Here is a 21451-nt window from a genome sequence, read left to right on the forward strand (position 1 = left end):
CGCCGGTCCCGGTTGCGGGTGCTGGGCCGGATGGCCGAGAGCACTCGCCGAAGGCGGTGATCAGCGGCAGCCCGTGCCGCATCACGACGTGCGCCAGGGGCGGGGCTCGGCCACGAGCGGCGTCACGAACTATGGGCCGACTGTCGGCGCCAAATCGCGTCCGACGTAAGCAAGTTGACGAGTGAGCCCGGCGCCGGTGACCGACATGGTGGCCAGGACTGCGGGCGTACGGCGAAGCCGGGTGTGCTGGGCATGCGGTGTTCCCCCTCCGGTGATCGGTGAGCGGATCGCGGAGGGGGAAACATCCGGGAGGCGTGCTCAGGACGACGGCTGGGTCCTCGGGGCCGTGACCGCCTTACCGGTCTTCTCGGCCTTGCCCCGGCCCGGCTGGCGCAGCAGCAACGCGATCGCCGCCGCCACTCCTCGTCACCGAGCCCCAGTTCGCCGACGTAGACCTCTTCGTCGTGCTCACCGAGCAGCGGTGAACCGCTCACCTCGACGGGGGAGTCGGAGAGTTTCAGCGGGCTGCCGACGGTGACGAACTCGCCGCGCTCGGGGTGCTGGACACGCACCACCATCTCGTTGGCGGCCAGCGAGGCGTCCTCAATGATCTCCTTGGCGGACAGGATCGGCCCGCACGGGATGTTGTGCGCGTTCAGCCTCTCCAGCACCTCCCACTTGGGGAGGGTCGAGGACCACTCCTCGATCAGCTGGAACATCTTGTTCAGCTTCGGCAGCCGGGCCTCGGGGGTGGCCCACTCGGGGTCGTCGGCGAGTTCCGGCCGGCCGATGAGCTCGCTGAGCGGCTTCCAGCCGACGGGCTGGACGATGACGTACACATAGTCGTTCGGGCCGCCCGGCGCGCACTTGACCGCCCAGCCGGGCTGGCCGCCGCCGGAGGCGTTGCCGGAGCGGGGCACTTCGTCGCCGAAGTCCTCGTTCGAGTACTCGGCGAGCGGCCCGTGCGCCAGGCGCTGCTGTCGCGCAGCTTCACCCGGCACAGATTGAGCACCGCGTGCTGCATGGCGACATTGACGCGCTGGCCGCGCCCGGTGCGCTCGCGCTGGAGGAGTGCCGCCAGTATCCCGGCCACTGTGTGCACCCCGGTGCCCGAGTCACCGATCTGCGCCCCCGTGGCCAGTGGCGGCCCGTCCTCGAAACCGGTGGTCGACATCGACCCGCCCATGGCCTGCGCGACGACCTCGTACGCCTTGAAGTCGGTGTACGGCCCCTCGCCGAACCCCTTGATAGAGGCGTAGACGATCCGGGGGTTGATCTCGATCTCCTTGATGCGGTCCCAGGTGAACCCCATCCGGTCGACCGCGCCCGGACCGAAGTTCTCCACCATGACGTCGGAGCGCCGGATCAGCTCGGTGAGGATCTCCTTGTCGCGCTCGGTCTTGGTGTTCAGGGTGATGCTGCGCTTGTTGCAGTTGAGCATCGTGAAGTAGAGGGAGTCGACGTCGGGCAGATCGCGGAGCTGCGTGCGGGTGATGTCGCCGCTCGGCGCCTCCAGCTTGATGACGTCGGCGCCGAGCCAGGCCAGCAGCTGGGTGGCGGAGGGCCCGGACTGGACGTGGGTCATGTCCAGGACGCGGATGCCGTCGAGTGCCTTGGTGGTCACCTTGGGTCCCCTCACTTGTACATGGTCTGGTTCATGGTTCCGGGGGCGTACGCGTCCGGGTCGACCCAGACGTTGATGAGCGACGGCTTGCCCGACTCCCGGGCCCGGCGCAGCGCGGGGCCGATGTCGGCGGGTTCGCGGACCTCCTCGCCGTACCGCCCAGCATCCGCGCGAACTTGTCGTAGGCGACATCGCCGAGGGTGTTGCCGACCCGCTCGCGTTCCTTGCCGTACTTGGCGGCCTGGCCGTAACGGATCTGGTTCATCGAGGAGTTGTTGCCGACGATGCCGACGAACGGCAGGTCGTAGCGGACCAGGGTCTCGAAGTCCCAGCCGGTGAGCGAGAAGGCGCCGTCCCCGAAGAGGGCGACGACCTCCTTGTCCGGGCGGGCCTGTTTGGCGGCGAGCACGAACGGCACGCCGACGCCGAGCGTGCCGAGCGGGCCCGGGTCCATCCAGTGGCCGGGCGACTTGGGCTGGACGACCTGCCCGGAGAAGGTGACGATGTCGCCGCCGTCGCCGATGTAGATCGAGTCCTCGGTGAGGAAGTCGTTGATCTCGCTGACGAGGCGGTACGGGTGGATGGGGGAGGCGTCCGACCTCAGCTGCGGCAGCCGCTTCTCGATCGCGGTCTGCTCGGCGGCGCGCAGCTCGTCGAGCCATTCCTTGCGCTTCGAAGCCCCGCCGTCGACGCGCCCGGAGGCGGCCTCGGTGACGGACTTCAGCACCAGGCCGGCGTCGCCGACGATGCCGAGGTCGATGTCGCGGTTCTTGCCCACCGTCCGGTAGTCCAGATCGATCTGGACGACCGTCGCATCGGGGGGAGAGGCGCTTGCCGTAGCCCATGCGGAAGTCGAACGGCGTGCCGACGATCACGATGACGTCGGCGTGGGAGAAGGCGTACCGCCGCGAGAGCCGGAAGTGGTGCGGGTCGCCGGGCGGGAGGGTGCCGCGGCCGGCGCCGTTCATGTACGCCGGGATGTTCAGGGCCCGTACCAGCTCGACGGCCGCCTCGGTGCCGCGGGTCGTCCACACCTGGCTGCCGAGCAGGACGGCCGGCTTCTCGGCGTGCACGAGCAGGTCGGCGAGCCTCTCGACCGCCTCCGGGTCGCCGGCCGAGCGGGTGGAGGCCCGGTAGGCGCCGGCCTTCGGTACTCGCGCCCTGTCGGCCGGCACCTTCGCGTCCAGGACATCGCGGGGAATCTCCAGGAAGGAGGGGCCGGGCGCGCCGTGGTAGCACTCGCGGAACGCCATCGACACCATGTCGGCGGCGCGGGCGGTGTCCGGGACGGTCGCCGCGAACTTGGTGATCGGCGCCATCATGTCGACGTGCGGCAGGTCCTGCAGGGACCCCGTCTTGTGCTGGGTGAGCGCGCCCTGGCCGCCGATCAGCAGCATCGGGGACTCCGCGCGGAAGGCGTTGGCGACCCCGGTGACGGCGTCGGTCGTGCCGGGGCCGGCGGTGACCACCGCGCAGCCCGGCCTGCCGGTGATCCGGGCGTAGCCGTCGGCGGCGTGCGCGGCGACCTGCTCATGGCGTACGTCGACGACTTCTATGCCCTCGTCGACGCAGCCGTCGTAGATGTCGATGATGTGGCCGCCGCACAAGGTGTAGATGCGGTCGACCCCCTCGGCCTTCAGCGCCCTGGCAACGAGATGACCACCGGAGATCACGTCCTGGGTGTCGTCGGGCATGGCGAAGTCCTGTCCCTTTCGTAGGGGTTGGGCGGCTCGCGTGCACTGCGTACGGACAGTCGGCAGGCCGCATGCAGTAGATTGCATACAGTCGACGAATACTGTATGAAGCTTGTGTGGGTGGCCTCACCCTGGCCATGGCGCTGGCCGCCCGGGAGGGGGTGCCGGTCACCCTCGTCGGAGGCAGCGGCCGTGAGCTGAACCAGGCGCTGGTGCGGGCGCCGGAGATCGGCTGTGTGTCCTTCGTCGGCGGCCGCTACACCGGAGCCGACGTCGCCACCGCCGTCGCCGGCCTCAGCAAACGGCACATCCCGGAACAGGAGGGCCTGAACACCTGGGGCATCTGGGACTTCTCCGGCTGGGAACGGCTCACCGCCGTGATCCCCAAGCTCTTCGACTGCGGAAAGCAGCGCTGCACCGCTTACCTGCGTTTCGTCGTGCAGCGTTCCCTGTTCGACGCATTCCTGGCCGCCTACCTCCCCGCGGTCCGCTCCGTCCGCGTCGGCCACCCCCTCGCGGTCGCGGACCCCACCGACCCGCTCCCCGAACTGGACTTCGGCCCACTGATCAACGCCGCCAAGGCCAAACTCACCGACCAGGTCGCCGAGGCCGTCGACCGGGGCGCCGTACCGCTCCACCGAGGGCGCCCCGACGACACCCGGTTTCGGCGGCGACCTCCTGGTCCGCGCCGTGACCGGGGGCCCGGCGGGTGAGCGGCTGCCCGGGAACTTCCCGGAGTACCAGCTCATGCCGTGACCCTCACGGTGTGTACACAGGATCACACCTTCCGTACACCGCCACCGACCATGCGGCCCGGCACGCCCCGGGCCGCCCCCGGGGACGGATACGCAGGTGAAACGCACTCCGAAACCTTGGTATTGTTGTCCATGTCGCCGCGGGGAAGACCCCCGGCAAGGCGACAGACACCTAGTCCGGGTGGCGGAATGGCAGACGCGCTAGCTTGAGGTGCTAGTGCCCTTTATCGGGCGTGGGGGTTCAAGTCCCCCCTCGGACACTCCTTATAGCGATACGGAATCGAGGGCCTCGACCTAACGGTCGCGGTCCTCGTTGCGTTGTCGTACGTGATCGTGATGCCCAGGGCTTCGTAGAGGGGCTCTTTCTTCTCGGCGTCGGCGGCTTGGATTCGTTGTGCGATGTCTCTGAGTCTGTCAGTGATCTCCCGGATCTGGTCTGCCGTGAGGGGTGGTTCCTTCTTCCGGGTGACGGTGGGCAGTGCGTCGAGCTTCTTCTGTGCCGCTTCCCTGTCACGTTGCGCGTCGTTGATCCACTGGGTGGCGACGGCTGGGTCGGCTCCGGAGTCGCGGGCGGCCTGGTAGCGGGCAAGGCGCCGCTCGCACTCCTTGATCACCTGACGTGCTTGGGCCTGCTCGGGGGTTTGTGGCTGTGCGGCGCTTGCCGCGATGCCGGCTTGGCTGAGTGCGGTGATGGTGGCGGTGAGCCGGTCCGGGGCGAAGGCCCGGGCGATCCAGGCATCCAGTGCCCGGCAGACGGTGTCCTCGCGCAGGTTAATGGTGCGCGGGTGGTCGAGCCCGGGGTAGAGGGCTGCTTCTTTTTCCTTGTACTCGCATCGGTAGTAGACGTGGTCGCGGATCGCAGAGGGCTGCATCTTCCGCCCGCACAGAGTGCACCTCACCCGTCCTCGGAGGACGTAGGCCCGCCGACCGCTTCGCCGGTTGGGTCGTTCCTGCCGCTGGTAGACGCGGGCGCGCTGCCGGCGGGCCCGCTGGGCGGCCTCGAAGAGTTCCTTGGTGATGAGCAGCTCGTGTGCGGGTTCGTTGGACCAGATCCACTCGTCGATGGGGTTGTGGGTCATGGTGGTGCGGTGGCCGAGGGTGACGTCGTCGATGTCGAGGAGGCGTTCTTCCTTGCGCTGTTTGTTCCAGACCTCGTGGCCGGTGTAGCGGGGGTTGTGGAGGATCGCCCTGACCGCGCCGGCCTGCCATGCCCTCTTCGTACGGTGTGGATTGCGGGCGGCGTCGTGGGCGGAGGGACAGAGGATGCCATCGTGGTTGAGTCGGAGGGCGATGACCTCGTCGCTCATGCCCTCGACGTACATGGTGAAGATGCGCAGCACGACGCGTGCGGTGGCGGGGTCGGGTTCGAGTTTGTGCAGTAGCTGTCCGGCGGCTGCCTTGGCGGGGTTGGGGCGAGTTCCCGCGTCGGCGATCCGGTACCCGTATGGCGGCCGCCCGCCGAGGTAGCGGCCCTGGAGCTGGGCCTGGGAGCTCATCGCGGTCCGGACCCGGATCTTGATGCGGTTGCGCTCGCCCTTGCTCATGCCGCCGAAGACGGACATGACCAGGTCGTGGGCCTCGTTCTCCGGGTCGATCGGCCCGCCGACCTCCGGCACCCACAGCGGGATGCGGAAGTGGACGAAGACGGGGAAGGTGTTGCCGAACTGGTTGCCGTAGAACGTGCGCTGCGGCTCCCCGATCACCACCGCGTCGAACCCGCGATGCGGGTCGCGGAGGGCTTGGAGGAGTTCGTTCGCGCGTGGGCGGCGCTGCCAGGGCAGGGAACGGCTATGGCCGACGTCGAAGTACTCGCTGACGATCTGACCCCCGGCGGGCTCGATCAGGGCTCGGGCACGGGTGAGCTGCCAGTTCCTGGACGCCTCGGGATCTTGAAGGTCCTCGGTGGAACAGCGTCCGGCGAAGGCGAAACGGATCACGTGTAGTCAGACCCCCAGTGGGTAGGACGTGGAGCGCGTTGCGGGTGTTATGCGGCGGTCTGTCGTACCTCGAATGGGCGAGAAGAGCCAGCGGGGTCTGCCCTTGCTAGGTGGCTCCGGCCTCGGGGCGCGCCTGGTTGGGATCGGCGACCATGGCGTGAAGGAGGTGCAGGAGGGCGGTGGCAACGGACTCAGCCACGTCGGGTGGCTCTTCGGGGAGGTCCACGTGGATCTTTTGGGGGTTGTCCGGGCCCGAGTGCTGGTCGGATGGGTGCTGAGGCATACGCTGTTGGCGCCGGACCAGATGTCTCCTCGATGCCGACACATCCGTCATAGGTATATTGCACGGCAGATTTGCCGTCCTCACTGGCCAAGGACCGGGTGCGGCCGGGATTGGTGGCTCAGCCGAAGAATGGATCAAGGGCAGGTCCTTCCCTGCCGGGCCGTCCGGTTGCTCCCACGGCCCCAGCACGAAGGCCGCCATCTCGCTGACGTGAAGCGCGACCAATGCTGTGATGCCGTCGCGGAGACCGCCATCGAAGCCGATCGTTATCTCGGCGCCGGGCTGGAGCTCAGCGCGCCGTTACGTAGCACATCCCATTCGGCCGGGCCGAACAGGGCGTCCTCAGCTGCAACGATCTGGTTCAGCCACATCCGCCGCGACCGGCTCGGAGCGATCGCCGTATCGAGGATCGACTGAAGGATCGTCTCGACCCGCAGCCACACTGCGTCACCGCGGATCTTCGGCAGGACGATGCGGATCGCTTCGGGCGTCAGGGGTGTTGCGGGGTGGGCCTCGATCGAGTCGCACATGACGCCGATGTCCGCAGCGCGGCCCTCACGGATCCTCTCGAACGCCTCGCGCATCTTCTCGGCGACGGAGTCCTCACCAGATAGGCGTTCGTGATCGCCAGATAACGCGAGTCCTTCTTCGTCGCGTTACCGTCGATCGTCTTGTACATGCGGTCGCCGTTGTTGCCAATCACCCAGTGGCGCGTCTCGTTAAGCACCGTGAACGTGACTCGGCCGCCCTGCAGGGCGCGAAACGACGAGGTGACCGCTTCGAGTCTCTGCCGGCCACCTTTCACACGGATCAGCTTGGCCCCGGCCCTGATGCCGTACGTCTCGATGAGCTTGTCCGACATCAAGTACGGCATCAGCGTCATCGTGTTACGCGTCTGGTCGCGGCTGACGGCCGCGATCTGTACCCATGCCTGGGCATGCGGGACGCCGACCGGCTGCCCGGTCTGGGCCCAGTGCGAGAACCGTGACGGACCGACGAACTCAACCAGGGAGATGACCGCGAGAAGCGGGTCCTTGCCTTAAGCCCCAGCCCTTGAGGCGCTGAAGGACTCCTTTGCAGTAGATGAAGCGGCCGTTCTCGTCGACCGCGTACCACCACAAGACGAAGCGGAGCTGCTCGCCCATGGCGAAGCTGCACTGCACCGACACGGCCATGAAGGTGACCACGGACGCCGTGCAGATCCTCGGCGGGACGGCTACACCGCCGACTTCCCGGCCGAGCGCTACATGCGCGAGGCCAAGGTCCTGCAGATCGTCGAGGGCACCAACCAGATCTAGCGGATGGTCATCGCCCGTCACGTGGCGGGACCCGAAGCTCACTGAACTGCCCCGTGCGGATCGTCGGGGCCGCCAGGCTGATCCACTCCGGGTCGTGGCGGCCCGGCAGGGTCCGGCCCCGGTCGGCCCAGGTCCGGTGTGAAGCGCCAGGGCCCGCAGTCCTCGGCCTTGAGGAACTCGGCGCACCAACCGGCGATCTGCCAGCCGAGCGTGCGCTCGGGGAGCTTCCAGAAACCGTCTGGCTCCTTCGTCCATGTCGGACCGAGGAACGACGGCTCGAGGGCGTCGATCTCTTATGCCGTGAGGGCTGGAAAGGGACTCACCTCCCCTCACCGGAAAGCTGAGGACCACTCGGCCTGTCGGTGCCTCGGGATACAGTCAACAGATGGGTAATGTCATGTACTTGAGGAGCGACCCTCGCGCCGACAATGAGACTGATTGGCGGGCCTTTGAGGCAACCGTGACCAAGTGGGTGACAGACCTTGATCCGAGAGCGACGGTCACGCATGACGCTCGGCTCACGGGACGAATGAGCGGCATCGAACGGCAGATTGACGTCTTGGTCTCCGGCAAGCTGGCCGGGACAGAGATGAAGATCGTCTTCGAGTGCAAGAGGTACGAGAGAGCGGTCGGGCTTGCGACGGTCGAGGAGTTCATCGGCAAGCTCCACGATCTCGATGTGGACCGTGGAGTCCTATGCGTGTTCGGCAGCATCACGGCCCCGGCTTTCTCGCGCCTCGCTCGCGCGGCCCATCCCCAGGTCGATCTCTATGTCTGGGAACGACCACGGCCGCGGTGGGAGGATCTGCAGGACGACTTCGACGAGGCCGTTCTGACTCGGGACCCCAGCATGCGTCGGCTGTACTACGCGAGCCCCAAGTCCTTCTTGTAGTCGGCGATGGCGAGCACGGCTGCAGACTGCTCCTCCGGCTCAGGCTCGTGCAGTTCGATGCGTACACGGCGCCGGTCGCCCTCGGCGACGAGGAGCCGCTCGAAGGCGCTGTAGATGGTTTGGAGCGTCTGTCCCGACCGCTTCCCGGACTTCCCGTAGTAGGACAGGTCTTCACAGAGGGAGTAGGCGAGGGCCCAGTCGGACTGCTGGTAGAAGTCGGCCTGGCCGGACTACTTCAGGGAGTCCCACAGGCGCTTCGCGATGGGGTGCCAGTTACGGTCGGAGTTCGGCACCTTCGTGGGCCGGGCGACGCCACGCGTCACCGACTGCACGCCGCCGCCCCTGCGCTCCCGCGGGCGGGCGAGGTCCGCCTCCCGGTTCGGTACGGGGCCGGGCATGCCAGATGACCTCCCTTCCGCAGCGACGCGGATCTATCCTGAGCAAGTCGGCGCCGCAGGGCGCCATTTGGCGCTCACGGGCGAAGACGATCTAGGAGGACTTCCCTAACGAAAGGACCACTCGCATGAGTACCGACGGCCGAAGCGGACCCCACTCACAAGTGCCGGCGCCAGTCGAGGGCAAGGCCATTTTGCCCCCGCCGGAAGAGTCGGGGTGTAGTTCCCATCGAAATGGTGGCGAACCCATTGTTTGGACAGATGATCACCGGTTGAGCTGGCGGCCGGAGGTCATCGACGGAGGAGGTGATCATTATGTTCGCATTCGCAGGGGTGAAAAATTCCAGCGCCTTGACGGAGCAACGCAACAGTTGGATCGCATGCGCGCACGGCATGAAAACCGCATGGAATCATGGAAATTCTTCACCCAAGCTGGAATTTCCGTGCTGATCTTCGCTGGTGCACCGCCGCCTGGCTCGCGAGTACGACCACCGCCCCGACACCTCCGCCTCGCGCGTCTACCGGGCTTCCATCGCCAACATGGCCCGCCGCCTCACCACACCCGCCCCCACCTGGCGCGAGACCCTCGGGCTGGCCGCGTGAACATCAGCGAGCTCCTGGCAGACCTCCAGGACCAGCACGACAAACCCACGGCGAGGGCCGACGAACTACGCAAGCAGATCGACCACTTGACCGCCGCTCTGGCCGAGACCGAAGCACGACTCGCAGATCTGGCCACCACCCGGAAGATCATCGCCGAACGCATCCCGCCCGGGACCGAGCCCGATCCGCCCGAGACGAACACCGCCTACCAGGCCATCGTGAACGCCTTCAACCAGCACCCCGGCCGGGCATTCCGAGCCCGCGAGCTGCACGAACTCCTCGGCATGCCCACCGACGAGGCAACCGTCAACGTCACGCGCAGCCGCCTGGGACGCCTCGTCCGACAAGGCTTCCTCACCCAACCCGGACGAGGCCGCTACCAGAAACGGACTTAACGTCCACTCAGCGCTATCAGCTTGGGAAGCTGACATGATCTATCAGTTGTGGTTGAGCTGACCTGCACTGCAGCGGTGCAGGCGCGTTCCGTCTGCGGATTTGAGCATCGCTGTTCCCCGTGGCTCCCCCCCGGCACGATCTGGCACGCGTCTGGCACGGTCAGGGCGGTTACGGACCAGGTTAGACGCCTCACGCTCCCAAGCCGTCAAGTCGGTTGCTGAGATGCCGTGTAGCTTTGCCGTCTGTTCGATTACGGACGCAAGGGGGCTTCGGTGGACGTGGTGCGGGTGATGGAAGCATTGGCCGAGCAGGGGGTCACGGTGTTGCTCAAGGCTGATGCCGAGCGCATGCGCGACGGCGTGAAGCCGTGGACGTTCGTGGCGAGCGGGAGCCCGTTCCACGAAGGTCTCTTGGTGCGCACGGACGCCGTGTCGGTGGAGGCCTGCCTGGATGCCTGTTTGCCTCGACTGCGCGAGTTCGGTCTGGTTATCCCGGAGTAGGAGCTGGGCTCAGGCGGCCGCAGTCGCTTCGAGCCCTTCCAGCAGGGACGGGAAGGCCTGCGCTTCGTCGTAGTGCTCGCCGTGCTGCAGGCAGTGGTAGAGCTGGCCGACCATGCGATTGAACAAGTTGCGCAAGGCGGAGGCGTGCCAGTCGCCGTGCTTGTCGCGTCGTCGGCGTAGTGGGTCTTGGCTCCGGGCGAGGCGGTCAGGGCGGCGAAGGCCCACAGGTAGCCGGCATGGTTGAGCCGGTCGTTCTTCAGGGCGTCGCCCGGGTCGGACTTCTTGCGGGAGACGGAGTGCCGGTCGCGGTAGCGGGCCGCGGCCATCGGGTTGATCGCGAAGACCTGCCGCTTGCCGGTCCGCAGGACCGCGACGAGCAAGCCGCGGGAGGTCTCGATCGCCACTGGGATCGGGCTGTCCTCGCTGTCGCCGTGCTCGGCGAGCAGGTCCAGCAGGATCTTGTAGCCGACCGCGGCGTCGGTGATGTGCCGTTTGGCCAGTAATTGGCCCTTGTCGTCGACCAGGGCGACGTCGTGGGCCTTCTCCGCCCAGTCGATTCCGCAGTAGATCAAGATGGGTCCCTGCCCAAGGTTCGGGTTTCTGCGCTGGTCACGAGCGCATGCGGGCCACGCGGCTCCCTAATTCAAGGTCTCGACCACGACGGTCGGATCGACGCCTCACTAGCCGTGTTCGTGACACCAGCGCACCGCGCGGGCCTCGGCCTATGCGGGAGCTCAGACAGCTCGGCTGCACCGAGAGGTCACCGTGCGGTGGGCTTGCCCCACCAACACCAACGAGCGACCAGGCGGTGCGTGTTGACGCTCGACGGCTCCGGGCGCCGCCGATCTACACCTAGTGCGGTGACCGCATAGGTTCACCGGGTTGGCGGTCGTGGCGGTTGGATGTGCGGCGACGTCCGATCCGATCGCTGGAGGCCCGGTGGCCGAGCCTGTCCGTGTACGCAGACTGACCGACCAGGAGGGGCAGAAGCTGCAGCAGATCATGCGCAGGGGCAGCACCAGTTCGGTGCGCTACCGGCGGGCGATGATGATGCTCGCTTCGGCGGGCGGGAACCGGGTGCCGGTGATCGCCCAGCTGGTCCACGCCGATGAGGACACCGTGCGCGATGTGATCCACCGCTTCAACGAGATCGGCCTGGCCTGCCTGGACCCTCAGTGGGCGGGAGGCCGTCCCCGCCTGCTCACCCCTGACGACGAGGACTTCGTCATCCGGACGGCCACCACACGCCCCACATCGGCCAACCCTTCACCCGCTGGTCGATCCGCAAACTCGCCGCCTACCTGCGGAAAGTGCACGGACGTGTCATCCGCATCGGCCGTGAAGCCTTACGGTGCCTGCTCCGGCGCCGCGGCATCACCTTCCAGCGCACCAAGACCTGGAAGGAGTCGCCCGACCCTGATCGCGACGCCAAGCTCGACCGGATTGAGCAGGTGCTGGACCGCTTCCCGGACCGGGTCTTCGCCTCCGACGAGTTCGGGCCGTTGGGGATCCGGCCCACCGCGGGCTCCTGCTGGGCGAAACAGGGCAAGCCAAACCGGCTGCAGGCGACCTACCGCCGCACTCACGGCGTCACCTACTTCCACGGCTGCTACTCCGTGGGCGCCGACCGCCTGTGGGGAGTCAACCGACGTCGCAAGGGCACCGCCAACACCCTGGCCGCGCTCAAGTCGATCCGCGCCGCCCGACCCGACGGCGCCCCGATCTACATCATCCTGGACAACCTCTCCGCCCACACCGGCGCGGACATCCGCCGCTGGGCGAAGAAGAACAAGGTCGAGCTGTGCTTCACCCCGACCTACGCTTCCTGGGCCAACCCGATCGAGGCCCACTTCGGCCCGCTGCGGCAGTTCACCCTGGCCAACTCCCACCACCGCAGCCACCCCGCGCAAACCCAGGCACTGCACCGCTACCTGCGCTGGCGCAATACCAACGCTCGCCACCCCGACGTACTTGCCGCCCAACGCAAGGAACGCGCCCGCGTCCGCAGCGAGAAGGGCATCCGCTGGGGCGGACGCCCCCTCAACACCCAGCCTGACCAACCGCGAACCGCAGCCCCCGAGCGCCGAAGGGGGCAAGTTCAGGAGAAGGACAGTGACAGAAGGAAGAATCAGGAGGCGGACGGTTCGATCTCCCCCGCAAAGACGATGACCTGGTCGATGAGGCTCCGCCGCAGATGGACGACGTCCGTTCCCGCCAGGCGGGGACCTCCATCCGGCGTGGTGAAGACCCACCGGTACCGGGCCCACTCGTCAGGCATGTCCACCGCCGAGCAGCGCACCATCGTGCCGGTCCCCGCCGGGTGGCGCCGGATGTCCAGCACGAACCGCTCGACCGCCGCGATTCCTTCGCTGCGACCCAACGGCCCCCAGAAGACCACGTCTGAGGTCAGAGCCTGGGAGAGCAGGGCAGTCACATAGCTGTCGTCCGAGGCGTTGAACGCGGAGATGAACGTGTCGATCGCGGAGCGTGCAATCTCTTCCTGCATGCCCCAGTAATACCAGCCGTTTCGCGTGCGCTCGTCCCGCGAGCCGCAATCCGATAACGGTGAACCATCCCGGTCACAGCACTAGGCATCTTCCGCCGGGGCAGTACAAGGTGTGGTCGGGGCAGCAATAGACATCCGCCTGGCGTCCACGCGACCGCCGCCACCGCGAGCGTGAGGGCCGGCTGCACGGTCTAACCAGAGGCTTCGCGAGCGGCGTGACGGCCCTCACCACTCGAACACCCCGGGAACGGCACCCTGCCGTCTCTAGGGCTGTTACCAACGAATTAGCCTCCGATCATGGCTTTGCGACCTGATGAGTTCTACGACCATGCACGTGCGGCCGCGGATGGTGAGCTTCGGCTTCCGCTGGCACGGATGACCAGCTGGGACATAAGCCCGTTCGAGCCTGATGGACTTCGCGTCGCACCGCTGCGACCACCCGTTCTGCCCGAGCCAGAACGACACGGCGAGGACCCGTCGAACTGTGACGTGTGCCGCGCCCGAGACGAAGGCATCTGGTTCAACGAACGCTGGCGACTGACCCGGGTCAAGGGCGTCGGTGTGCCTCTAGTGCTCATGCTGTACTCCCGCGATCACTACGACATGGCGGAACTGTCCGACGAAATGGCCGCCGAACTCGGGGTGCTCACCACTCACATCGTCCGCCAAGTGCAGGCACTACCGCATATCTCCCGAGCTCACGTCTACCGGATCGGTGACGGAGCTGCACACCTGCACATCTGGTTCTTCGCCCGACCCGAGGGGCAGGCCCAGCTGTATGGATCGTGGCTGCCCGTCTGGGACGACCTTCTGCCGGAGTACCCGGCGGACATAGCCGACGCAGACGCGGCGGCCGTCGCCGACGCGTTGGTCACCTCGTACGGAGGCCGTCACTCGGCCACCGACGAACAGTCACACGTCTGAGCCTTCCACGCGATCTCAATATCCGGTCTACTGATCACGGGTCCCGCCGACCAGCGGGATTGACGAAGCCCACGGCTCTGAACTGCTCAGATGCCGTGGGCTTCTGTCGTCGTTGGTCGGCGTCGGGCGGCCTCGCACGGCCCGGGGACGGCCCAGCCCGACAGCCGGGCTGAGTCTCCTCCGTTGTCAGTGCGTGAGGCTATGGTGCGTTCGCCATCGAGGATGACGCTCTGGGGAGGGGCTTTGGGAGCCAAGACGGGATTGCTGGTGTACGCCGACGGTGACGTGCCGGAGTTGCTGCGCCAGGTGGACGCGGCGAACCTTGACCGGACTACCGCCATGATGCGGCGGCTCTACCCAGGCTGGGAGATCAAGGAATGCGGGGGTTCGAACCTCTGGGACGGCGTCTACCCCCCGAAGGGAACGGCGTACGCGGCCAGCTGGCCGGGCGTGGATGTCATCGGCGACCAAAGGGTGATGATCGACGCCCCCTCCCAACTCCCGGAACACCTCGTGGCGGCAAGCGCCAGCCGACGACTCGTCCTGCATGCGATGCACAGCGTCGTCGACTGGCTGGCGTTCGCCGTCTGGGAGGACGGGCGCCTCGTCCGCTCCCTGAGCCTGTCCCCGGACAGCGGCACCATCGAGAACATCGGCGAACCGCTCCCCTTTGAGTTGCCCTACTGGGCTGGAGACCGCCCGGCCAACATCGTCCCCTGGCCCGACGAGGAGGAAGAGTCCTACCCCCTACCCTTTCACCCCTTGGACCTGGGCGAGGACGCGTTGCGTGCGCTCTGCGGCTTCATCCAGGAAGGCCGTCCACAGCGCGATGATGTCGACGCGGAGGCCATCGAGTTGTACGGATTCCATGTACAAGACCCGCATGTGCCTGCTCGTGCCGAGCAGGAATCGGCACTACGGAGGGCGGTTGAAGCGATGCAGCCGTCGCGCGTTTACACGCTGGGGCCTGATGGTTCGTTGGTTGAGCGCGAAGGCCTGTAGCTCAGCTCAGCCACAACTGATCACCGGCGGCCGTGACCTGCGGCCGTCTAACTGATCAAGGCCCTGATCTGCTGCTGAGCTGTCGCCAGCTGTCGACGTTCGTCATCGCTGAGCGCCCTTCCACGGCCCGAGGACGGCCCGGGAGGGTGCTCTTGCGTGAGCACCGCAATTAGGGGTATGACAGACCGGGTGGAGCGGCTCCGCTGTCAGCGGTTGCTCGTGGTGCCGATGTCGACGATGTGGTTGTACCGCTCCACCAGCACGAAAAGCTTGATCTGCTGCGTCGTCTCCCCGCTGCCGAAGGTCAGGGTGACGATGACCTCATGGCCGTTACCCACGGCGCCGTTGTCGGTCACCGTCCACTTCCGCGGGACGTTTTGGGCACGCAGGACACCGTCCGCCGCGTGCTTCTTCTCCCAGGCCGCCAGTCGCTTGGCGAAGTCGGGCGTCAGGTAGTGCTTGCGGAGCACCGTTTCCAGCGTGGTGTCCGGGTCCGTGTAGTCGCCGATCGCGTCGATGTACGCGCCGTAGAAGTCGGCGACCCGGGTCACCACTTGGCCGCTCGTGCCGCTGACGGACTGCGGTGCGGCGGTGGACGACTTTGCGGGGGCATGGACGGATGCCTGTGCCGACACCTGTGTCGACACACCGAGTCCGACAGCCAGGACGAGGCCGGCGGCGACGGCCGCGCGGCGGCCCGTACGGCGGTGTGCGAGGGACTTCCTGTTCATGTGCATCTTCCTTTTCTGTTCCATATGTGGTTGCTCTCGGCCCGGTGTCTTCGTGCCGGGGCCGTCGTGTGGCTATCGCCTTTGCGGGTCGGCGGGCGCTGCCCCGGAGTCATGAACATCTGCTGCTGCGCGGACCCATTCCGCCCTGCCGCGGCTCGGGGCGCGATCGACGACACCAAGTCCTGCTGAATCGCGCCGAATAACCCTGTCAGTGGTCGATTGGCCGCCCTCCCCACCCCCGTGGCAGAGGGCGGCCCCGGTCATGCGGTCAGCGGAGCTTGTCCACGGCCCGTGACGGCCGTCTTCTTGGAGGCCTTCACCGGCGCATGCCCGAAGTCGCGAGACGGGTGTCAAAGACGCCCCAGGGGGTCACCGTGTGCAGGCCGTATCCGTGCCTGCCCTCTTCGGCAGGCAGCGTGCCGTAGCCCTTCAGCGTGGCCTCGGTCTCCGGGCCGGCCTTCTCGATGCGTGCGCACAGGACTTGACTCCGTTGCTCGGCCGCGAGAAGCGCCCCTTCGCCACAGCCGTCCTGGACAACTTCACGCTGACCTGACGGACGGTCGCTCCTGTCGAGTTCGGTGCGGAGCTCCCGGTACCACGTCCGGGCTGTCGCTGCCCACCGCCATGCGTAGACAGCGGTCCTGTTCCACCGCCTCCGGTACGCAGGCGGTGACCTTGCTGACCGTTCAGGACGAGCTTGGATACGACGGGAGTTGGGCCGCCGTGAGGAAGCCGACGCCTTGGCCGCGACGTTTGCCAGTGTGGCGAGCGTCGTGCCGAGGGCGAGCCCGTGACGGCGAGTGCGAGGGGCGGGCCTGCTCGGGTGCGCTGGGGCATGGGTGTCTCCCGTGGATGAGTGCATGAGTGTCGTTTGTCGCCCGCCGCCGACTGGCCGGTCCGGTCCTGGTCGGTGCGACACCAAGAGCATCAGCCGTCACGACGGCTCCGCGCAACGCCGGACGCCCGCCCGGCGAGGGTGGAACCATCCCAGCCCATCTGACGTGCAGGTATATGGACCGCCTGAGATACGGGGACACGTGGGAGTTTGGGGGAGCGGTGTCGACCGAGGACGACGTCGAGCAGTTCGCGGCGCTGCTGCGCTGGCTGAAGGACCGCACGGACCGGAGCTACGGCTCCCTGGCCCGCCGTCTCGGCATGAACACCTCCACGCTGCACCGCTACTGCGCGGGCGAGACGGTCCCGCAGGACTACGCCCCGGTGGAGCGGTTGGCCGCCTTCTGCGGAGCAACACCGGAGGAACGCCTCGATCTGCACCGCCTGTGGCTGCTCGCGGTGACGGCACGACAGCGGCCGAGGGCGGGTGAGGAGGCAGCGGAGCCGACAAAGACCGAAGGGGCACTGAAGCCGACAGGGGACGAGCGGGCTTCGGGTCCGGACAGCCGGACGGCGGGGCGTGCGGGTGGCAGCACGTGCAGTGTGGGTGGCGCCGACGGCATCGGTGGTGACGGGGGCGGCACGAGCGGTTCACCACCGCGACTCGATGCGGGCGCCCCCGACGCCGCACTGGCTGCTCCCGACGTTCCTGAACCGGGCAGTCGCGAGTCGACGGCCCAGTGCGATGCGGTCCGCTCAACTGGACGGCCCTGGTACCGCCGTCGCCGTACCGTCGTCGGCACAGCCACGGCGACCGTACTGCTGGTGACGCTGGGCAGTATGTCGGCGCTGTCGGCCGACCGGTCTCACGACAACTCCGCCAAGGCCCTCGGTCAGTCCCGTACGACAGGAACCGGTACGTCACACCACCCCTCGGCAGCTGCGGCCGGCCCCTCCCGCAGCCGTTCTTCGGCCTCGCCCTCCACGGGAGTACGGGCTTCAGGGAGCCCCGAGTCGAAGGGCGGATCGTCGGCAGAGACGAAGAGCGACGCCCCCGTGTCAACTGGTGTGCCGCTTGCGTGGACCGCCGACTCGCAGATTTGGGACGGCGGTTGCGGGCACGACTACGTCATCGGGAAGGAGCCGGCCCAGGTGCCCCCGCCGCCGGTAGAGCAGGACGCCGGAGTGTGGGCAGCGACGCAGCAGGCGGTACCTGGGCGGCAGACGATGGTGCAGATCTCGGTTCAGGGGAAGTCGTCCACGGCCGTGGTCCTCGCGGCCCTCCGGGTACGTATCGTCAGCCGCGGCACCCCGGTCACCGGCAACGCGTACGCCATGGGCCAGGGCTGCGGCAGTGATCTGCCGCCCCGCAACTTCTCCGTGAACCTGGACGTCGACCGCCCGATCGCCCACGCGCGCCCCGGCAACGACAGCGGAAAGCCCGTCCCCGCGGTGCAGTTCCCCTACCGCGTCTCCGCCGAGGACCCGGAGGTGCTGCAGGTCACCGCGACGACCGAGGCCTACGACTGCAACTGGTACCTGGAACTCGACTGGTCATCCCAGGGCCGCACCGGCACGGTCCGCATCGACGACCACGGCCACCCGTTCCGCACCAGCAGCATCAAGGGCCTGCCCCACTACTGGTACGGCACGAACGACCACGGTGTGCGTCAGTGGGTACCCACCGACTCTTGAGGGAACGTGGGAGCTGTTCGGGCCATTTTCGCGATGTGACCGTTCCCCGTCACCCAGGCCCATGCTGCTGGAGGGGCCGGTTGCTGCCGCTTCGGCTAGGAACGCCCGCTGCGTTCCACTCAGGTTCGGTGTCGGCTCCGGCATGACACCTGTCATATGCAATACCGGATGCAGAGTACTGGGGCTCGCGGGTCGACGTCCGTACGGTACCTCTCATGACGAAGAGCAACGGGGAGAACCCACAGAAGACCGATATCAAGGTGAGCCTGATCGGCGGTCATCGCCTGGCAGGAGCCACCCTCCACGAGAGGACCGTCACTGCTTCCCTCATCGGTGGTGCCGACGTCGATCTGACGGACATCGACATCGCGGACGGCACCGAGCTGCGCATCACCAAGTTGAGCCTGATCGGCGGCGTCAGCCTCAAGGTCCGCCGCGACGTCCGGGTGGAGGTCCACGGGCTGCGCCTGGGCGGAGTGAAGGACGATGGTCCGAGCGAGCCGGGTGGCCCGACGGTCCGGATCGACGCCTGGGGCCTGGTTGGCGGCGTCAGCGTCAGCCGCGCCTAGCTAAAGTTCAAAGAGGCCCACCAACCTCCCACAGGCAGACGACAGATGATGGATCGACAGCCGAGACGCAGATGTCGCTGGGGTGGCGGCCAGTGGACACGGTGCGTGACCGTCGCCCGCGCCGTATCTTCACTGCATGCTGGACAGGTGCACGCTTTCCAAGGGCGCCCTGTGTGGTCGGCGATGGTTGGCCGCTGCGGGCAGGCACTGGGAGGGCGGATAGTCACTGTCCGCCCCTCCCTCTTTACGGTGCGCACGGCAGCAGCAATCGACGGGGGGATGACCTGCGGGCGTTTGGCCTGCAGCGCCCCAGGTTGGGGAAGCGGTGGATGGTCATGCCTGATATGCCCTCGATCGCGAGGAGCTTTGCAGGTAGCTGCTCGGTAGGCAGAGTCATCGGTGAGATGGACTACCTGACCAGACCCATCAATCAGGCGCTTTTGGATGACCTCATAGCCACCTGACATCCCCGCGTCGTCCTGGACCTGTCCGGGGTGACGTTCTGCGACTCTGGGGATCTCAACGCTCTCCTGGCGGCCCACCGGATCGCAGCGAGCAACGGGACGGCCCTTGCCTTGGCGTGTGTGCCACCGGTATTGAGGCGGGTGCTTGAGATGACCGGCGTGGATCAACTGCCAGCCGTTCATGACACCGTTGCGGAAGCGGTGGCGGTTCTGGAGGGCGGACTCCACCGTGACCGCAACGCGACTGCATGATCGCAGCACGCTTGCGGTCTCGGACCGGTTCAGCTACCGCCGCTAGATCACCCTCGGAGGTGGTGACATTTTTAGTGCTTGAAGGAGCCCTTGGCCCCTTCCTTCGCGCCCCGCATCTTGCCCCGCGCTTCGAGGGCTGCACCCTTTGCTGCGAGATCATCTTTGTGTACGGCGTGAGCCAGTGTTCGAACGGTCTTTCCTACCACCTGTTCGGCCTTTGCTTTGGCCTTCTCTCCGGCGCTCATCTCATTACCTCCACGCGACAGGGCGAGTGCCCCTTAACGAGGGGAAGCAACCCCTGAGCGCGTGATGTCCCATCAGCGCCCTCAGCTTGGGAAGCTTGGGTCTTCGACGGGCGATTGCTGGGCTGGCCTGTGGCGGAGCAGCTACAGCATCTGACTGGCCGCCGACCTGCTCCCCGCCTTCCCCGTGGTTCCCCGCACAACCTGGCACGGTTCTGGCATGACCCCCTTCGCGCGGCTGCAGGGCAGCCGAGTTCCTCGGCACCTGCGAGCGACGGGAGAACCGTCCGCGCCCGTTGATGTATGGCGTAGATGTCAGCTGGCTCGCCCGACGCCCTGACCCGCGGATCATGGGGCAAGGCGTTTGCGGGGTCACAGGGCGTGTCGCTGGCTAACCCATAGTCTTGGCGCCGTCCAGGGACTCCCGGATGATGTCGGCGTGGCCGGCGTGCTGGGCGGTCTCGGCGATGATGTGCATCAGCACCCGGCGGGCCGACCATCGCGCGCCCGACTCGGACCATGGGGCCTTCGGCAGCGGTTGTGTGGCGTCCAGGTCGGGCAGGGTGACGACCAGCTCATCGGTCCGGCGGGCCACCTCGGAGTAGTCGGCGAGCACGCCGGCCAGCGTCTCGCCGGGCAACATCCGGAACTCGTCGGCCCGCCGGGCCCAGTCGGCCTCGGTCATGGTGGTGAAGTCGGGCATTGCCGACGGGCCGTCAAGGACGAACTGCACCCAGGTTCGCTCGACCGCAGTGACATGCTTGATCAGGCCCCCCAGGCACAGCTGGCTGGCGGTGGTCCGGCGCCCGGCCTGCTCGTCGGTGAGGTCGCGGGTGGTGAAACGCAGGAAGTGCCGATGCTTGGCCAGCGACTCCAACAAGTCGGCGCGCTCGCCGGTGGCGGTCGGCGCATCGGCCGGGTCGTGGGTGGCCGGTTCGTTGACAGTCACGGTCTCGCTCATGGTCGCTGCCTTCCGTGGTTTGTGTTCCGCCGGGCAAGGAAGACGCTAGGGGCCATAGAGGTCAGATTCTGACCTAAATCAAGGAAAAGGCGAGATTTCCGTGATCCACTCCCCGCTCACTTTTCAGGCGCCTCCCAAGAACGCATCAGGCTCGGTCTCTTGAGAAAGAGACCAGGCCTGACCTGGTGTTTCACCTGTCAGGGTGGCGGGATTTGAACCCACCACCTCGTCCCGAAGCAACGTGGGTGGGGCTTCGACCTTGGGCCGGTGTCACGCTCACCTGCGGCGACGGTCCGTAGATGTGCACGGGTGTCCGCCGCTGTCTGTCGGCGTTGTCACGCAGTTAGACACTCACTGCTGCTGTGCCTGTCTGCACTCCTTTGACACGTGACTACCGTGGCTCGTACGCCGTGGTTACCGGGAACGCTTCCAGCAACTGAGATTCGCACGTCTTCGCTCCCGCCAGAACGGTCCCCGCGTAGATGCCCCGCGTCGCGCCCGACGGGTAGTCGACGGTCATCTCCAACTTGCGGGTCGTGTTGCCGGGAAGGTTGCCGAGGACGGCATCACCGCCCACCCACAATGCGGTGGACGCCTTCGTCGCCGGATACCAGGTCATGATCATGTGGTGCCACGACCCGCCGTTGAACGTCCACCAGACGGTTGGCGCCGCGCCCTTGTGGTTGCTGGGCGCCGCCATCTCGTAGTCGAAGAGCACTCCCGACAGCGGCGCCGACTTGGCGTTGCGCACGGTGGTGTAGGTGACCAGGTTCTGCCCGGCCTTCCTGGACGTCGGTTCACGGAGGTGAGGGCGCGAAGTACTGGCTCCAGGTCCTGACCGAGATCAAGAACCGCGGCGCGGCCGATGTCCTGATGCTGGTCTGCGACGGCCTG

At 67.1% G+C, this 21451-nt stretch carries 17 protein-coding genes, 1 tRNA gene and 7 pseudogenes; 14 read left to right on the forward strand and 11 right to left on the reverse strand.

Annotation, left to right across the window (positions count from 1 at the left end):
- Positions 1-413: 413 nt before the first annotated feature.
- Together frc and ACFYOH_RS34350 are read right to left on the reverse strand one after the other, a co-directional pair.
- A pseudogene (frc, locus tag ACFYOH_RS34345) lies at positions 414-1624 on the reverse strand (formyl-CoA transferase); the annotation flags it as partial.
- Between the two features lie 11 nt (positions 1625-1635).
- Positions 1636-3318: pseudogene (locus tag ACFYOH_RS34350) on the reverse strand (thiamine pyrophosphate-binding protein).
- A 116-nt stretch (positions 3319-3434) separates the two neighbouring features.
- Between ACFYOH_RS34350 and ACFYOH_RS34355 the strand changes: the two are divergent.
- A pseudogene (locus ACFYOH_RS34355) lies at positions 3435-4074 on the forward strand (aldehyde dehydrogenase family protein); the annotation flags it as partial.
- A 174-nt stretch (positions 4075-4248) separates the two neighbouring features.
- Positions 4249-4333, forward strand: a tRNA-Leu gene (locus tag ACFYOH_RS34360).
- On the opposite strand, the gene ACFYOH_RS34365 is transcribed toward ACFYOH_RS34360, so the two are convergent.
- Both ACFYOH_RS34365 and ACFYOH_RS34370 read right to left on the reverse strand, forming a co-directional pair.
- Complete coding sequence (locus ACFYOH_RS34365; protein WP_388633932.1) at positions 4298-6010, reverse strand: recombinase family protein; 1713 nt, start codon at positions 6008-6010, stop codon at positions 4298-4300. The genes ACFYOH_RS34360 and ACFYOH_RS34365 overlap by 36 nt on opposite strands.
- A gap of 549 nt (positions 6011-6559) precedes the next feature.
- On the reverse strand, positions 6560-6877 hold the full coding sequence (locus tag ACFYOH_RS34370) for a hypothetical protein (RefSeq protein ID WP_388633934.1): 318 nt from the start codon (positions 6875-6877) through the stop codon (positions 6560-6562).
- Positions 6878-7436: 559 nt separating this feature from the next.
- Between ACFYOH_RS34370 and ACFYOH_RS34375 the strand changes: the two are divergent.
- Positions 7437-7591: pseudogene (locus tag ACFYOH_RS34375) on the forward strand (acyl-CoA dehydrogenase family protein); the annotation flags it as partial.
- Between the two features lie 385 nt (positions 7592-7976).
- Positions 7977-8483 (forward strand): restriction endonuclease, encoded by a 507-nt coding sequence (locus tag ACFYOH_RS34380; RefSeq protein WP_388633937.1) that lies wholly within the window; start codon positions 7977-7979, stop codon positions 8481-8483.
- Positions 8484-8713: 230 nt separating this feature from the next.
- Here the strand turns inward: ACFYOH_RS34380 and ACFYOH_RS34385 are convergent, their stop codons facing one another.
- Positions 8714-8881, reverse strand: coding sequence for a hypothetical protein (locus tag ACFYOH_RS34385; RefSeq protein ID WP_388633940.1), 168 nt, complete (start codon positions 8879-8881; stop codon positions 8714-8716).
- Between the two features lie 456 nt (positions 8882-9337).
- On the opposite strand from ACFYOH_RS34385, the gene ACFYOH_RS34390 reads away from it, so the two are divergent.
- The 3 genes from ACFYOH_RS34390 (at position 9338) to ACFYOH_RS34400 (ending at position 10377) form a co-directional block, all read left to right on the forward strand.
- Positions 9338-9481: a hypothetical protein gene (locus ACFYOH_RS34390; protein ID WP_388633943.1), complete on the forward strand. Its 144-nt coding sequence runs from the start codon at positions 9338-9340 to the stop codon at positions 9479-9481.
- Positions 9478-9876, forward strand: a complete 399-nt coding sequence (locus ACFYOH_RS34395) for a hypothetical protein (protein ID WP_388633946.1) — start codon at positions 9478-9480, stop codon at positions 9874-9876. The genes ACFYOH_RS34390 and ACFYOH_RS34395 overlap by 4 nt, the downstream gene beginning before the upstream one ends.
- 273 nt (positions 9877-10149) lie before the next feature.
- Entirely contained in the window at positions 10150-10377 is a 228-nt protein-coding gene (locus tag ACFYOH_RS34400) for a hypothetical protein (protein WP_388633949.1), read from the forward strand.
- A gap of 9 nt (positions 10378-10386) precedes the next feature.
- Here the strand turns inward: ACFYOH_RS34400 and ACFYOH_RS34405 are convergent.
- A pseudogene (locus ACFYOH_RS34405) lies at positions 10387-10952 on the reverse strand (transposase).
- Between the two features lie 364 nt (positions 10953-11316).
- On the opposite strand from ACFYOH_RS34405, the pseudogene ACFYOH_RS34410 reads away from it, so the two are divergent.
- Positions 11317-12425, forward strand: a pseudogene (locus ACFYOH_RS34410) (IS630 family transposase); the annotation flags it as partial.
- A gap of 80 nt (positions 12426-12505) precedes the next feature.
- Here the strand turns inward: ACFYOH_RS34410 and ACFYOH_RS34415 are convergent.
- Positions 12506-12883, reverse strand: a complete 378-nt coding sequence (locus tag ACFYOH_RS34415; RefSeq protein WP_030165679.1) for a nuclear transport factor 2 family protein — start codon at positions 12881-12883, stop codon at positions 12506-12508.
- Positions 12884-13372: 489 nt separating this feature from the next.
- Here ACFYOH_RS34415 and ACFYOH_RS34420 point away from each other — a divergent pair, with 489 nt between their 5' ends.
- Together ACFYOH_RS34420 and ACFYOH_RS34425 are read left to right on the forward strand one after the other, a co-directional pair.
- Positions 13373-13807: a hypothetical protein gene (locus tag ACFYOH_RS34420; RefSeq protein WP_388633952.1), complete on the forward strand. Its 435-nt coding sequence runs from the start codon at positions 13373-13375 to the stop codon at positions 13805-13807.
- Between the two features lie 243 nt (positions 13808-14050).
- Entirely contained in the window at positions 14051-14809 is a 759-nt protein-coding gene (locus ACFYOH_RS34425; RefSeq protein WP_388633954.1) for a DUF6928 family protein, read from the forward strand.
- A gap of 206 nt (positions 14810-15015) precedes the next feature.
- On the opposite strand, the gene ACFYOH_RS34430 is transcribed toward ACFYOH_RS34425, so the two are convergent.
- Positions 15016-15540 (reverse strand): hypothetical protein, encoded by a 525-nt coding sequence (locus ACFYOH_RS34430; protein ID WP_388633957.1) that lies wholly within the window; start codon positions 15538-15540, stop codon positions 15016-15018.
- A 1011-nt stretch (positions 15541-16551) separates the two neighbouring features.
- On the opposite strand from ACFYOH_RS34430, the gene ACFYOH_RS34435 reads away from it, so the two are divergent.
- From ACFYOH_RS34435 to ACFYOH_RS34445, 3 genes are all read left to right on the forward strand, one after another.
- Complete coding sequence (locus ACFYOH_RS34435; RefSeq protein WP_388633959.1) at positions 16552-18069, forward strand: helix-turn-helix domain-containing protein; 1518 nt, start codon at positions 16552-16554, stop codon at positions 18067-18069.
- 215 nt (positions 18070-18284) lie between these two features.
- Positions 18285-18638 carry a hypothetical protein gene (locus ACFYOH_RS34440; RefSeq protein WP_388633962.1) on the forward strand — a complete coding sequence of 118 codons (354 nt, stop codon included), beginning with the start codon at positions 18285-18287 and terminating at the stop codon, positions 18636-18638.
- A 479-nt stretch (positions 18639-19117) separates the two neighbouring features.
- Complete coding sequence (locus ACFYOH_RS34445; RefSeq protein ID WP_388633985.1) at positions 19118-19354, forward strand: STAS domain-containing protein; 237 nt, start codon at positions 19118-19120, stop codon at positions 19352-19354.
- Positions 19355-19425: 71 nt separating this feature from the next.
- Here ACFYOH_RS34445 and ACFYOH_RS34450 read toward each other — a convergent pair whose 3' ends face one another.
- The 3 genes from ACFYOH_RS34450 to ACFYOH_RS34460 form a co-directional block, all read right to left on the reverse strand.
- On the reverse strand, positions 19426-19599 hold the full coding sequence (locus tag ACFYOH_RS34450; protein WP_388633965.1) for a hypothetical protein: 174 nt from the start codon (positions 19597-19599) through the stop codon (positions 19426-19428).
- A 388-nt stretch (positions 19600-19987) separates the two neighbouring features.
- The gene (locus ACFYOH_RS34455) at positions 19988-20557 is read right to left on the reverse strand and encodes a DinB family protein (protein WP_388633967.1); all 570 of its coding nucleotides are present in this window, start codon (positions 20555-20557) and stop codon (positions 19988-19990) included.
- A gap of 391 nt (positions 20558-20948) precedes the next feature.
- A complete protein-coding gene (locus ACFYOH_RS34460) occupies positions 20949-21308 on the reverse strand; it encodes a hypothetical protein (RefSeq protein ID WP_388633969.1) in 360 nt (119 codons plus the stop codon).
- 50 nt (positions 21309-21358) lie between these two features.
- On the opposite strand from ACFYOH_RS34460, the pseudogene ACFYOH_RS34465 reads away from it, so the two are divergent.
- A pseudogene (locus ACFYOH_RS34465) lies at positions 21359-21451 on the forward strand (transposase); the annotation flags it as partial.

Source organism: Streptomyces sp. NPDC007856, assembly GCF_042868225.1.
Classification (GTDB): domain Bacteria; phylum Actinomycetota; class Actinomycetes; order Streptomycetales; family Streptomycetaceae; genus Streptomyces.

Excerpts from the sequence above, each read along its gene's own strand:
- ACFYOH_RS34370 (WP_388633934.1), bottom strand. The coding sequence starts at position 6,877 with ATGCGCGAGGCGTTCGAGAGGATCCGTGAGGGCCGCGCTGCGGACATC.
- ACFYOH_RS34380 (WP_388633937.1), top strand. The coding sequence starts at position 7,977 with ATGGGTAATGTCATGTACTTGAGGAGCGACCCTCGCGCCGACAATGAG.
- ACFYOH_RS34385 (WP_388633940.1), bottom strand. The coding sequence starts at position 8,881 with ATGCCCGGCCCCGTACCGAACCGGGAGGCGGACCTCGCCCGCCCGCGG.
- ACFYOH_RS34415 (WP_030165679.1), bottom strand. The coding sequence starts at position 12,883 with ATGCAGGAAGAGATTGCACGCTCCGCGATCGACACGTTCATCTCCGCG.
- ACFYOH_RS34430 (WP_388633957.1), bottom strand. The coding sequence starts at position 15,540 with ATGAACAGGAAGTCCCTCGCACACCGCCGTACGGGCCGCCGCGCGGCC.
- ACFYOH_RS34435 (WP_388633959.1), top strand. The coding sequence starts at position 16,552 with ATGGACCGCCTGAGATACGGGGACACGTGGGAGTTTGGGGGAGCGGTG.
- ACFYOH_RS34440 (WP_388633962.1), top strand. The coding sequence starts at position 18,285 with ATGACGAAGAGCAACGGGGAGAACCCACAGAAGACCGATATCAAGGTG.
- ACFYOH_RS34450 (WP_388633965.1), bottom strand. The coding sequence starts at position 19,599 with ATGAGCGCCGGAGAGAAGGCCAAAGCAAAGGCCGAACAGGTGGTAGGA.
- ACFYOH_RS34455 (WP_388633967.1), bottom strand. The coding sequence starts at position 20,557 with ATGAGCGAGACCGTGACTGTCAACGAACCGGCCACCCACGACCCGGCC.